This is a genomic window from Acinetobacter sp. 809848 (assembly GCF_000581275.1).
Classification (GTDB): Bacteria; Pseudomonadota; Gammaproteobacteria; order Pseudomonadales; family Moraxellaceae; genus Acinetobacter; species Acinetobacter pittii.
On record NZ_JEXG01000010.1, the window covers coordinates 70,486 to 84,587 of the forward strand.

Annotated in this window: 12 protein-coding genes; 7 read left to right on the forward strand and 5 right to left on the reverse strand. The window is 39.0% G+C overall.

Features of this window, described 5'->3' with window-relative positions; translation table 11 throughout:
* Positions 1–4: 4 nt before the first annotated feature.
* Both J536_RS11975 and J536_RS11980 read right to left on the reverse strand, forming a co-directional pair.
* On the reverse strand, positions 5–799 hold the full coding sequence (locus J536_RS11975) for an SDR family NAD(P)-dependent oxidoreductase (protein ID WP_013197543.1): 795 nt from the start codon (positions 797–799) through the stop codon (positions 5–7).
* A 111-nt stretch (positions 800–910) separates the two neighbouring features.
* Positions 911–1,318, reverse strand: coding sequence for a thioredoxin family protein (locus J536_RS11980; RefSeq protein WP_032063015.1), 408 nt, complete (start codon positions 1,316–1,318; stop codon positions 911–913).
* Positions 1,319–1,599: 281 nt separating this feature from the next.
* Between J536_RS11980 and J536_RS11985 the strand changes: the two genes are divergently transcribed.
* The 7 genes from J536_RS11985 to J536_RS12015 all read left to right on the forward strand — a co-directional run bounded on the left by J536_RS11985 (position 1,600) and on the right by J536_RS12015 (position 9,663).
* Positions 1,600–2,709, forward strand: coding sequence for an alkene reductase (locus J536_RS11985; RefSeq protein WP_013197545.1), 1,110 nt, complete (start codon positions 1,600–1,602; stop codon positions 2,707–2,709).
* Between the two features lie 84 nt (positions 2,710–2,793).
* Complete coding sequence (locus J536_RS11990; protein WP_013197546.1) at positions 2,794–3,495, forward strand: DsbA family oxidoreductase; 702 nt, start codon at positions 2,794–2,796, stop codon at positions 3,493–3,495.
* Between the two features lie 364 nt (positions 3,496–3,859).
* Positions 3,860–4,711, forward strand: coding sequence for an MBL fold metallo-hydrolase (locus J536_RS11995; RefSeq protein WP_013197547.1), 852 nt, complete (start codon positions 3,860–3,862; stop codon positions 4,709–4,711).
* 536 nt (positions 4,712–5,247) lie between these two features.
* Positions 5,248–5,943, forward strand: coding sequence for a porin OmpL (gene ompL / locus J536_RS12000; protein WP_032063016.1), 696 nt, complete (start codon positions 5,248–5,250; stop codon positions 5,941–5,943).
* A gap of 438 nt (positions 5,944–6,381) precedes the next feature.
* Positions 6,382–7,563, forward strand: a complete 1,182-nt coding sequence (locus J536_RS12005) for an MFS transporter (RefSeq protein WP_081404129.1) — start codon at positions 6,382–6,384, stop codon at positions 7,561–7,563.
* Between the two features lie 208 nt (positions 7,564–7,771).
* Complete coding sequence (locus J536_RS12010; RefSeq protein WP_032063018.1) at positions 7,772–8,551, forward strand: MBL fold metallo-hydrolase; 780 nt, start codon at positions 7,772–7,774, stop codon at positions 8,549–8,551.
* 125 nt (positions 8,552–8,676) lie between these two features.
* On the forward strand, positions 8,677–9,663 hold the full coding sequence (locus J536_RS12015) for a GlxA family transcriptional regulator (RefSeq protein ID WP_032063019.1): 987 nt from the start codon (positions 8,677–8,679) through the stop codon (positions 9,661–9,663).
* Between the two features lie 1,371 nt (positions 9,664–11,034).
* On the opposite strand, the gene cydB is transcribed toward J536_RS12015, so the two are convergent.
* The 3 genes from cydB to J536_RS12030 form a co-directional block, all read right to left on the reverse strand.
* A complete protein-coding gene (cydB, locus tag J536_RS12020; RefSeq protein WP_013197552.1) occupies positions 11,035–12,039 on the reverse strand; it encodes a cytochrome d ubiquinol oxidase subunit II in 1,005 nt (334 codons plus the stop codon).
* Positions 12,036–13,469, reverse strand: coding sequence for a cytochrome ubiquinol oxidase subunit I (locus tag J536_RS12025; RefSeq protein ID WP_013197553.1), 1,434 nt, complete (start codon positions 13,467–13,469; stop codon positions 12,036–12,038). The genes cydB and J536_RS12025 overlap by 4 nt, the downstream gene beginning before the upstream one ends.
* 154 nt (positions 13,470–13,623) lie before the next feature.
* Positions 13,624–14,073: a DUF2946 domain-containing protein gene (locus J536_RS12030; protein ID WP_032063020.1), complete on the reverse strand. Its 450-nt coding sequence runs from the start codon at positions 14,071–14,073 to the stop codon at positions 13,624–13,626.
* Positions 14,074–14,102: the final 29 nt, after the last annotated feature.

Below are 14,102 nucleotides of genomic sequence, written 5' to 3' on the forward strand. Positions count from 1 at the left end.
AATATTATTTGCCTAGTTTTCTTGATGCCATGACACCACCATCAACATCCCAAATAGCACCAGTTACCCAAGATGTTTTTTCGGAAAGAAGGAATACGATAGTTTCTGCTACATCATTTGGGGTACCATTTCTTCCTAAGGGATGAAAACTATTGAAATCTTGAAGTGCATTATCTAATTGATCTGAAGGAATAAATCTTTCGAAAATACGGGTTTCCACCATTCCAGGGCTAACAGCATTTACTCGAATTCCATGTTCTGCTAGCTCTGCAGCCACATGGCGAGTCATAGCTTCTAAACCCATTTTTGCCATTGAATAGGCAGATGCTGTGACAGTTTCGATAGCTTGGCGAGCTGCAACGGCAGAAACATTTACAATTGATCCTTCTTTATTTTGTGCAACCATTGATGAAGCAACTTGTTGAGTAATAAAGAAAAATGCGCGGTTCAGGTCTAGGAAATTGTTATAGTCACTTAGCGAATGCTCTAGGAAGCTTTTAGGATAAAAAATTCCTGCTGAATTAACTAATAAGTTAATGTCTTTATGTTCACTATCCAATTTGCTAATTAACTTTTGAACACTATCAAAATTTGTTAAATCAGCAGTCAGTGCAAAAACTTGTTCTTCACTTGTTATAGCAACTAATTGTTTACGGGCTGTCTCGGCTTTATCTGCGCGATTGCCAACAATTACTACAGTCCCACCTTGTTCAGCAACTTTCTTTGCTGTTTCTAAACCAATGCCACTAGTGCCACCAATGACGAGAAGTTTCTGGCCTTTAAATTGTTGCTCACTCATAAGATCACCTAATCATTAATATCGATTAAAAGTAGCCTACCTACTAGTTGGTTTGTAGATTATATGGGCTAATTTTAAATGTCAAGTACTAACAGAAAATAGTTTAGAAAATTATTCAGCTTTAATCTCAGATTTCGTTAAACAAAGAGTACCAATGGAACTCTTTGCTTCGTTTTTCTCATCATTGTTTGATTCAGATTTTATGAGTTCATCTAAAGCTTTTTGATAATCGGATATAGGTTTTACTCCAACAATACGATGGATTAATTGCCCATCTTTGAACATTAAAACAGATGGTAAACCCCATATATTATAACGGGTTGTTAAAATAGGTGCCTGATCAACATTAACTGTTCCGACAATTACATTATCTTCAATACTTTCCACAAAAGTATTAAATAATTTTTCGCTATTGTGGCACGGTGGACACCAAGGAGCATAAAAACGGACTACTGCTAAACCTTCTTTCCATTCAATTTCATGAAAGGTATCTTCATTAAAAGTGTGTAATTTACGCATTATAAAACTTCCTCTTTTCTGTATTTACAGATTCAGAATTCAGTTAAAGGATAGTATTCAATCAATTGCTAACCGACATTAAATTCAGGTTAAATTAAAAATACTATTGCCTACCTACTAGTTGGTTGATATAGTGGCATCAACTTGTCATTTGTGCAATAGGAATGAGGGAGTGCAAATCTTGTACTTCACAAACAGGTCATTACCTGAGTCATTCATTGATTGATGAGTGTGGTTAAAGAAATTTCTTAATTATCTGTAAATCTCTCTAGAGGTCTGTGATGAATAAATTATTCACTCCCCATAATTTGGTGGATATTCAATTAAAAAACCGAGTAGTAATGGCGCCTATGACTCGTACGCGAACATTGAACGGTGTTGCAGATGAACTTACTGCGCTTTATTACTCCCAGCGAGCTTCCGCAGGTCTAATCATTACTGAAGGCTTGCCTGTTTCTGAAGAAGGGCGTGGTTATTTATATACGCCTGGTTTATATAATGATGAACAAATGCAAGGATGGAAAAAAGTTACTGCAGCAGTGCATGCAAAAGGTGGTCGTATTTTTGCTCAGCTTTGGCATGTGGGAAGAATGTCGCATGTTTCAGTTTTACCTGATAATCAAGTACCTGTATCTTCTGGAGTTATTCCAGCAACCAACACTACAGTATTTGCATATACTGATTCGGGTGAACCCGGTCCGGTTGCGCCAAGTAAACCTAGAGCTTTAGAAACTGAAGAAATCAAACGTGTTACTCATGATTTTGTTAAATCTGCACAATTAGCAATTGAAGCAGGATTTGATGGCATTGAAATTATGGCTGCAAATGGATTCATCTTTGACCAGTTTCTCAGTACTGAGTTAAATAACCGAACAGATCAATATGGCGGAACTGTTGAGAATCGCCAACGTTTTCTTCTAGAAACTATTGATGCTATTTCCCAAGCAATTGGCCATGACAAAGTGGCTGTGCGAGTTTCTCCTTTTGGTCGTATTTATGACTTGGCGCCTTATGAAGGAGAGGTTGATACTTGGGCAAATATTGCGTCAGCTCTTGGTAAACGTAAATTGGCCTATGTGCATTTGTACTATCAACCAACTTATGAAACAGCACCTTTAGAAGCCCAAAATTTTAAAACTTTATTCAGAGAAACTTTTTCTGGAACTATTATCGCAGCTGGTGGTTTTAATCAACAAAGTGCTGAGGCGGCATTAGAAAAAGGTGAGGTCGATTTAATTGCTTTTGGTGTCCCTTATATTGCTAATCCCGATTTAGTCGAGCGGATGCAGAATAAATGGCCCTTGGCGGAAAGTGATCGCACAACATACTACGGCGTAAGTGGATCTCCAGCAAAAGGCTATACAGATTATCCAGATTATAACGGCAAATAAACAATGGGGTGCCTAGTTAATTTTTGACACTAGGCATTAAAACTTCTTTGTTTTTAAACATCTAATGAATTTACTGAGATATTTATGAAAACTCTACCTTCGCAAATTACCGTAGATATATGGTCAGATTTTGTTTGCCCTTGGTGCTGGATTGCTAAAAAAAGATTTGAGAAAGGTTTGGATGCCTTTGAACATAAGAATCAGGTAACTATCCAATATCATAGTTACCGTCTAGCAAGTGGCCTTACACCACAGCCTTTTAAAGATGCATTGTATAAAAAATTTGGTGGGAAAAGTGGCGCTGATGCGATGATGAACCATGTAAAAAGTGCAGGTGAGCTAGAAGGTCTGATCTATAACTTTAATAGTATGCTTTTTGGCGATACTTTAGATGCCCATGCCATTGTAAAGTTGGCGCAACAGAAGGGTGTTGGTGAACTATTAACAGAAAAGTTTTTTAAGGCAAGCATAACTGAAGGTAAGTCTATTTTTGATCATAAGGGGTTGGTTGAGCTTGCTAATGAAGTTGGAGTTCCTCGTGAAGAAGCTAACAGTGCCTTTAGTAATATTTCGTTGAAACAAGAAGTTTTAAAAGATGAAGCCAGTGCACATGCGATGGGTGCTAGTGGAGTGCCGCTTTTCATTATAAATAATAAATATTCAATCAGTGGTGCTCAGCCTATAGAAACTTTTTTAAGTGCATTAGAGCAGGTATGGGAAGAAAAGCAGAATGAATTAGTGATCACAGAGGGTCAAAGCTGTGGCATTAATGGTTGTAGTATTTGATTGAGTAAATTGATAGGGGTAACTTATTTGTCCCCCTATCAATTTTTAAACGCATGACTAACTTTTTTATGATTTACAGCAATACAAATTTTAGGATCAGCAGCAGAAAAAGTTTTCAGAATCGGTAAAAAATCATAAGTTTTAGAAATACATTCCGTTAATAGAAAGAATGGCCTGATTTCATCGATGAATGACCCTGTTAATATGGAATGATTGATTATGATTAGACATACTTACTCTAACGACCATAAGTTATTTCGCATAGTCCTCCTGCAGAAGCGAGACTAAAAACAATAACTTATTAATCATGGAATAGCATTGTTAAAAAGTCTTTCTATTTAACAATATCTATTTGGAGTAAGAAATGAAATTGCTTAATATATTTACCACTGTTGTTCTGAGCTCTGCACTTATTTCTACCGCATTCGCTAGCGATGGCTATCAACAAATTCGAAATGCCACTGGTAAGGTTGAGATTGCGAATAAAAAATTCCTCATTGACCCAATGTTATCAAAAAAAGATACCTATCCTGGCTTTGAGGGATCCCATAACAGTCAATTAAGATTCCCATTAATTGAACTACCGATGAGTGTTAAAGATGTCTATAAAGGTGTAGAGGCAGTTATTGTCACACATACGCATCTGGATCACTGGGACGACGAGGCACAAAAGAAACTACCGAAGGATCTTCTAATTATCGCTCAACATGAGGATGATGCGAAATTAATTCGTAGCCAAGGCTTCAAAAATGTGAAAGTCCTAAATGAGTCAATGCAGTTTGGTGATGTCACGCTTACTAAGACTCACGGTGCACATGGTACCGATGAAATGTACGCTTCACCGTTAAGTGAATTGCTAGGGGAAGCCATGGGGGTTGTGTTCAAAGCAAAAGGTCATAAAACAGTATATTTAGCTGGTGATACTGTATGGAATGCCGATGTCAACAAAGCAATTACTAAATACAAGCCAGATGTTATGATCCTGAATACTGGCGATGCCCGTAGCTTAATGTTCCCTGATACAGGGATTATTATGGGAACTAAAGATGTTCGCCACGCTTACGAAATGTCACCGAAAGCAAAAATCATAACCGTACATATGGATGCCGTGAACCATACGGCAGTGACTCGTGCTGAGATGCGTGCATATGTCAAAGAAAACAAACTTGGTGACCGTGTCGTAGTGCCGAACGACGGAGATGTGGTTACATACTAAATAGTATGGTCACCCAAGCTAAAAACCAGTCATAGATGACTGGTTTTTTTATTCCCCGTTATCAAAACAAGTAAAAAATAACACCAATTCCCATGATGCTTATAAAAACGCATAACAAATTTACCCCTTGCCCCATAACTTATGACATACAGCCATAATATAACGCCTCGCTCGCTGCGTGCATTTAAGACAATTGCTTTCATCAGCTAATTCAAACCTACTGGATTTACAGCTTCATGGCAGTGCTGAATGCGCTTGATCCCGTTACCTGCAGGAGGAATTATTCAGAGTTCCATCAAAATGAAAAGCATGAATTGCTAGAAATTGGTCGTTGCAGGTTCTCATGCTAGAAACAATCCACAAGCTGTTATTATTTAAATTATTTTCAGTGAATGGATTGCAATACAAAAAAGCCGCACAGCTAAAAACAAACTGGCTCAATACTATCGTTTCTTGTCCTTCATTAGCATCACAGTAAAAACTCTCAACATGTAATTTATATTAATCCAAAAAAACCTATAACCTCTAGGTGAAAAATGAAGTTAAATATTTTTGTTTCAAGCTTAATGCTGCTTTCTCTCCCATTTTATGTCAATGCTTCATCAAGTTGGGTAGATACCCGTTATGCCCACATTACTGGTGCTGAGACAAATCAGTATAAAATCGGTGTTGGGCATGAATTTGATAGTGGAGCGGTATTTCTTGCTTCATCACTTTATGACATGGGAAAAGACTTTAATCAGTTTAAAAGTAGCTTTCAGGAGTTTGAAGGGTGGTACCCTATTAGGCTTAGCGACAACTGGTCAGTGGTGCCCGGTGCGCTCATGGATGTCAATTCAGCAGGGACGAAAATCGCAGGTTCTGTGATGCTTAATCATATACTCTCGAATAAAATATCTATTGCAGAACGCTATCGCTATAACCATATGACGCACAGAGAAAATGATCTCAATCAGGTAAGGTCGTATAATGATGTTCATCAACTGGACCTCTTTATAAATTATCAGGCCGCCAATAATTTTAAACTTTTTTTAAACTCTCAATATAATGTTAATACTGGTAATTTTAAGGCACCTAATGGCCGAAAGGCTCACTGGGAAAATAACTTGGGCGCTCAATACTGGGTGAGTAAAAAATGGATGCCTTATACTGAACTTGCTTGGCTTGATCGGGATAAAAACCATGATAATCAGTTCCGCATACGTATAGGTATTAAATATTTTATTCCCTGAGCCTTCGGTTTATCTTTCAGCATAGTCTCAATTCCTTGAACTACTTAAACAATCTTAGGTAAAGCCTTCTGAATTTTTATTCGTAATAGTATAGGTTTTATCGAATTCTCCTAATTTTGAAAGCATTCTGCCGCCTTAGCTACCATGTATTCGTGCTTTAGCCATATCTGCTTTTGTTGATATTTATCTAATCTGAATAATATGACCCGTTTTCATTGATAATTGGCTGCTAGCCTTCTCACACATGAATGCCCACTTTTCTTATATTCCTTACCTAAACAGATTGTAGGTTCAGTTGTAAATAACATGGCTGGTGTATCTGCCTATCACTTAAACCCAGCCAATTTCTGCGTAATTAATTTCCTTGGAGCAGGCTGATGAGGATTTTACACTCTGCTCGTCTCTAATTTTGTTCCGGAGCTTAATAAAATGAGTAATATGCATCGGCAGGTCTTGATACTTGCAGGTTCGCAGGCCATATTTCAGTCGATATCAGTTCTTATAATGACAATCGGCGGACTTGCCGGAGCGCTCTTGACGCCTAACGCTTCACTAATTACTGTCCCCATTTCAATGGCAAGCCTAGGAACCGTACTTGTGATGTTTCCTGCATCTTTATGGATGAGTCGGGTAGGCAGAAAAGCGGGGTTCATTACTGGTACTCTAAGTGGAGTCGTGGCAGCCATCATTTCTATAGTGGCAATGATCCAGCATTCGTTCATGTTGTTGTGTCTCGGAATGCTCTTTCTGGGTATATATCAGGCATTTGCGCAGTTTTATCGTTTTGCTGCGGCTGAAATTGCTCCTCCAGTATTTCGCACCAAGGCTATTTCACTAGTTCTAGCTGGCGGGGTCATCGCAGCCCTGTTAGGCCCATTTCTTGCTAGCATTGGAAGTACACTATTAAGCGTGGCTTATATGGGTTCCTTCCTCTTTATGGGTATACTGGCTTCGCTGGGTTTACTTCTATTGTCACGTTTACAAATACCCATGCAGTCAAATGATTTAACTGAGCAGGTATTAAGTCGCCCGTGGATAAAAGTTATTTCTCAGCCAGCTTACCTTGTCGCCCTTTTTTCTGGTGCTTCGGGATTTGGCATTATGGTGTTGGGTCTGACAGCGACACCTATTGCAATGAAGCATTATGGTTTTGACCTCTCGCAAATCGCTGCTGTCATCCAGCTACATATATTAGGTCGGTTCATCCCTTCCTTTTTCACAGCAAAACTCATCGACCGATTTGGTGTTATTAAAATTATGCTGGTAGGAATCCTGCTTCTGATTGCATATATCATTGTGGTGCTTTCAGGAGTTACGTGGGGATTTTTTGCTGCTGCGCTAATCCTGATGGGAATAGGCTGGAATTTTCTCTACATTGGGGGTACTAGTCTACTAGCAACAACTTACTCTACAGGTGAAAAGGGCGTTGCTCAGGCGGCAAATGATATGAGTGTCTTCATCTTCAGCGTTATTTGTTCGCTGGGTGCTGGTCCTCTGCTGAATCTATTTGGTTGGAAAACCATGCACCTTATTCTAGTTCCTTGGATCATCTGTTTGGCTGTGCCGATGTTGTGGTTAACTTGGAATCAAAAGTTTACGATTAGGCTGATGCAAAAATAAGGCCGTTAGGAGTCCAATCAGCTGCAGACAGTACAGCCGAGTACTAGATTCTCTTTATTTGGCCTGATTTCATCGACTAGTGTCTCATAAGCATGTCACGATTTCCCGAGCTTACATCCTATATTAGATCCCATGCTTAGCCACGTTGCTCGTTAAAAGTGAACGGGCTGGTTGTGGCTTAAAACCTAATGAATCACTGGAGTAAGAAATGAAGTTAACGCAAGTTCGTAATGCTACTCTTCTGTTGGAATATGCTGGTAAAAAATTTTTGATTGATCCTATGCTGGCAGAAAAAGACGCTTGGGATGGTTTTGCTGGAAGTGCTCGTCCATATCTTCGTAACCCCATGGTAGCGTTACCTATAGCGGTAAAAGATTTGCTGAATGTTGATGCTGTGGTCTTAACGCACACACATGCTGATCACTGGGACGAAGCAGCACAGCAAGCTGTGCCTAAAGATATGCTTATTTATGTACAGGATGAAAGTGATGCAGTGTTGATCCGTTCTCAGGGTTTTCTCAATATTCGTGTGCTGAAAGATGAAAACCATTTCGTGGATGGGATGACAATTTACAAAACTGATGGTCAGCACGGTAGTAATGAGCTTTACACTGATGCTGAATCCGGCGATTTACTGGGGGATGCATGCGGGTTAGTATTTATGCACCATAGTGAGAAAACGCTTTATATTGCAGGGGATACCATCTGGGTAAAACCTTATGTAAAAAGTTTAAAGCGTTTCCAGCCAAATATAGTGGTGCTAAATACTGGTTATGCTGTTAACGAACTCTATGGTCCGATTATCATGGGGAAAGAGGACACACTGCGCACGCATAGGATTCTGCCAACAGCGACTATTATTGCTTCGCATATGGAGGCGGTTAATCACTGCCTGCTTACCCGTGCAGAGTTACGTGAGTTTACGCTTGAGCACGGTATCGAAGATCATGTGCTTATTCCAGCAGATGGAGAGACTCTTGCTTTCTAATAGATCATATGTATGACTTAAGGGAAATGTTATAACCGCTGGCTACCTGTTCTACGTGGTCAGTTAAAATCAGCATACCAACCACCGAAGCTCTGGTGGCTACCATTTATGGAAAGGTAAACATTATGTCTGCTTTGACAGTTGCCGTAATTGCCACGGCCGGATTCAGTCCATTTCACTTTTCAGTGCCCTGTATAATTTTCGGACCATCAATGCCAGAGCCAGATATGTTTCGCGTCGAAATCTGTGCTGAGAAGCCAGGCATGATCCAATCTGATATAGGCCTGTCTATCAATGTGGAATTTGGACTTGAGAGACTAGATGTGGCAGACATTATTATCGTACCTTATTGGAACAATCCTGCTGAAAAACCCTCTCAGGCACTGTTGGATAAACTGATCAATTCTTGGCAGCGTGGTGCGGAAGTTGTGGGGCTTTGTTTGGGTACCTATGTACTTGCTTATACAGGTTTGCTTGATGGGCACCGCGCAGCCACACACTGGGAATATGAAAACGACTTCACTGAACGTTTTCCAGCTGTTAACCTAGACAGTAACTCGCTTTATTCTAGCGATGAACGGCTTATTACTTCTGCTGGAACAGCGGCCGGTATTGACTGTTGTCTGGATATTATTCGCAGCCATTATGGTTCGGCAATTGCCAACAAAGTTGCAAGAAGGATGGTAGTTCCCCCTTATCGAGAAGGCGGTCAGGCTCAGTTTATAGAACGTCCAGTTCCAACATCTTCTCGAGACAAAAAAATGAATGAGTTGATGGAATACTTGCGCCGCAATCTAGATAAACCTCATGATCTTGACTCACTGGCCGGATTTGTCAGCATGAGCAGACGAACGTTAACGCGTCACTTTCTAAAGGGTACGGGAATGACCCTAAGTGAGTGGATTAACACAGAGCGTCTTCATCGAAGCCAAGAGCTGCTGGAGACGACAGATTATAGTATTGAAAAAGTGTCAGAGGCGATTGGGTTTCAATCACCGATTTCATTCCGACAAAATTTTAAGTCAAAATTCAGAGTCACCCCAACAGAGTGGCGCCGAGCATTCCGAGGTCCTGATTTTATTGATCGAAGAAAAAATCATTTAAAACAATGAGGTTTGATATTTTTAACTATTCTAGTACAGTGTGTTCACTAGCAAATAGTATTAGTTCTAGGGGGCTACTTTGTGGCCCAAATAACAGTTTGAAAAGTCTTTTGCTTATCAGGGATGCAAATTCGATAATATGAGAGTCTGTTTCTTATACATAACAGTCGGTCAAGTATCGACAATGATTAAATCAGTATTTATATTCAGGAATATAATTGCTATGACTTTACTCGAAATAAGTTGCATTGAGTAAATACTATTTATGTGGAACTGTTTCCGTGATTTGCCTATGTATGAGTCGTTTTAAGTTGGAGAAAACCAGAATTGTAGTACCAGCAGGCTAACCATTACTACTGATCTCACGACGAATACCATATATAGGAATTTAAGTATATAGTTGTTGATAAGTTGCACGCTTTTATTGGTGAGGAACAAGGTAAGCAATTTTAATCCTTAATGCATCAAACCTAGTTAGCTGTGAAGCGACAAGTACTAGAAGTAGAATAATCAGCAACTCTTGGAGATATGAAGCTAGCCGCTGAGTTTTTGAGCAGTAAAAATCTGGCTCGTGTGAAAATAATTATTTCTAAGGATCAGGGGCAACTATTAAAAGTTCTTGTTAAAGGGGTTTATTCACACTATACCATTTAAAAAATGGAAATACTCAAACTGTTGAAGATTCATCATTATATGTAAATTGTCAGCAAACTATTGCTGAGCATCTCTATAAATCATTAAGGAATACAAGTAATTTTTTTCAGAATTCTCATAAAGTAGTAGAGATGTATACAGACTATCTCTGTTATTTATGTGAAATTAATAATAGCCTTAATATCTTTTGGCCTCATCAGGAATAGGTTCTAGTACTTTAGCAGGACGTAGTAATGGGTGATTTGCTAAATGTTCTTTTGTTATCGTACCTTGAGTTGCTGTAGTGGTTAGCCCAAATTGATACCGTTGATTAGCTTTTACATAAATAGGCGCAATTTGTGGATATATGTATCCCCAACATGAACTACATTAAAAATGCTACCTGTAATGAATAGAGCAGCAGTTAATGTATGAATTTTCATATTACTATTATCCTAAACTAATATTTTAAGTGCTTTATCTGGTCTATTTATAACTATAAACTAGAGAGTCATCATAAGTTACCTTATTATTTTTTTATAAGAGTATTAGACATTTTATGTATTTCAGAACATTCTATTTATAGAGTCGTGCCAAAAATAAAGACCATGCTAATGCATGGTCTTCCTTTAGTAAGCTAGTTGCAGAAGCAATCTAAATATTATTGCAATAAAAAGTAAGCTGAAGATGCCAATAAGCCAAAGTAATATAAACCATTGTGATTGAGATAATCTCATCGAATTTCTCCTAATGATAACCCTCATCGCCAACACGTACTTTATCCCTAAATACCCAATATGCCATGATGGTGTAGATGATGATAATCGGGATTAGAATCAATGCACCGATCAGTGCAAATAGTTGGCTATTGGCTGGAGCAGCCGCATCCCAAATGGTAATAGAGGGTGGAATAACATAAGGGAAAATACTGATCAGAAAACCTGTATAGGCTAAGAACACTAATGCCAAAGTATATAAAAAAGGCATGGACTCCTGATGTTTTTGACAAGCTCGAATCGTTAAAAAGGTGAAAACCACTACTAGAATCGGAACTGGACTGAAATATAAAAGTTGAGGTGGATTAAACCAGCGTTCAGCAATTATTGGATGTGCCATTGGTGTATATATACTCACCGCTATAAATATCAGTAACAATGCTATGATCAGCCTTGGCATTAAACGATACATAGCGCTTTGCAATACATCATCCGTTTTCATGATGAGCCAGCCACAGCCGAGTGCAGCATAAACAACTACCACACCTACACCTGTGAACAGTGAAAATGGTGTTAACCAGTCTAAACCACCACCTGCATAACGCCCATCGACAATATTTATTCCCTGAATGTAAGCACCAAGAATTACACCTTGTAAAAAGCTAGATAATACTGACCCGCCTATGAATGCCGCATCCCATAAGGGCTTGCTACGATTTGCTTTGAAACGAAATTCAAAAGCAACACCTCGAAAAATCAACGCAATAACCATTAATATAATTGGTAGATAAAGTGCTGATAAAACTGCGGAATAGACCATTGGGAATGCTGCAAATAAGCCAGCACCACCAAGTACCATCCATGTTTCATTACCATCCCAGACAGGCGCAACGGTATTCATCATCACATCTCGTTCTTGCTGATTTTTGATGAATGGAAACAAAATACCAATACCGAGATCAAAACCATCAAGTACAACATAAATGAAAACGCCAATGGCAATAATTACAATCCAGATTAAAGATAAATCAATCATGGAGAAGCTCCTTGATCTTTATCATCAAGATATTCATTTGCGGCACTGAGTGGTCGCATAGGTGTTTTAAAATGACCGACACCGCCAATTTCATCTTGTTGGCTATAAATAAATTCAGGGCCTTTAAGCATAAGTTTCAACATGTAATAAATGCCAATACCAAAAACAATGCAATACACCACGACAAAGATAATCAGAGTTAAACCCACTTGCTCGGCTGAAACAGGAGAAAGAGCATCTTTTGTACGCATAACACCGTAGACCACCCATGGTTGACGGCCTACTTCTGTGGTAAACCAACCTGCGAGTAATGCAATAAAACCTGATGGGCCCATCAATAATGCGAAACGATGAAACCATTTACTTTCAAATAGTTTCCCTGTTTTTCTCAACCATACTCCTGTAAATGCCAGTAATAGCATCAACATGCCTAAACCAACCATGATACGGAAACTCCAAAAAACCACGGTTGAATTAGGACGATCTTCAGGTGCGAAGTCTTTTAAGCCTTTAACTGAGCCGTTCATTGAGTGCGTAAGAATAAGGCTTCCTAGATTTGGAATTGCAATTGCATATTTGGTACGTTCTTCTTGCATACTCGGAATACCAAATAAATACAATGGCATACCTTCATCATAATTGGTCTCCCAATGTCCCTCCATAGCTGCAAGTTTTGCTGGTTGATGTTCAAGCGTATTTAAACCATGTGCATCACCAACAAAGACTTGTAAGGGGGCTAAAATCAAAATCAGCCAAAGTGCCATAGAAAATGACTTTTTAACCAACTCGTCCCGACGACCTTTTAGTAAATGCCAAGCTGCGGTGGCTGCTACAAGTAAAGCTGCAACCATAAAAGCAGCAATTGCCATGTGAGCAAGCCGATAAGGGAAAGAAGGATTAAAGACAATTGCAAACCAATCTTGTGGAACGATAATGTCATTTTCAATTGTGAATCCTTGAGGAGTTTGCATCCAACTGTTTGAAGACAAAATCCAGAACATTGAAATACAGGTGCCAATTGCAACCATAAGGGTGGCAAAGAAGTGGGCTTTTTTACCAACACGTCCCCAACCAAACAGCATAATACCTAGAAATCCTGCTTCTAAAAAAAAGGCACTAAGAACTTCATAAGTGAGCAATGGACCTGTAACGCCTCCTGCAAAGCGGGAAAACTCGCTCCAATTGGTACCAAATTGATAACTCATCACCACACCTGAGACTACACCCATCCCAAAGGCAACAGCGAAGATTTTGACCCAATATTTAAATAGGTCTTGGTAGATTGGATTATTTGTACGCAACCAACGCCATTCTAAAACTGCTAAAAAACTTGCAAGCCCAATCGAAATTGCAGGAAAGATAATGTGAAACGATACCGTAAATGCAAACTGTATTCTTGCTAGTTCAAGTGCTGTTAAACCCAGAGTCATACGCGTACCTCATCTTTTTGTTGATGAGCTAAACTTATAGCTATAGACATTTCTACCCGTTTAAGAGTATGAAAATAAGGAAAAAACATAGTGATAATCTCTTGAAAATATTAATTTTTCAAAACTAGAGTTTTGAGCTTCAAGTGGAAGATCATCAAAGAGGAGGGGCACGCCCTTGTGGAATTAGAAATAGTTGCTGGAGTTGAAAGAAAACGTGAAAATTGTTTTCAACAAAAGCAAGAAACCGGACCTGAATTCGAATAAGAATTTGTTTTAGATCAAGGTCAGGTAAGGGTACAACATGGCTGTATACCACACAGTACTGACATTGATGTCCTGTATCATGGTGATGGTGGCTTGCTACTGTAATGTCAGATGAGGTGGCGTGTGCTGCATGTTCCATGTGATGAGACATGCTGTATTGCTGTTCTGATGTACTGTGGTGATCGTTACTAGAAGGTGCAACAGAATGATGAAGTTGTAATGCTTGAGCAATAGTCTCACATACTGGAGAAATTTGATATTTCTCTGGCAGTAATGGCTGTAAGAACACAGCGATTTGTAACAAGACTGCATATAATCCTAGCAATCTTCCAAAAACCATCAACACCCAATTAATCTCTTTCTAAAAAT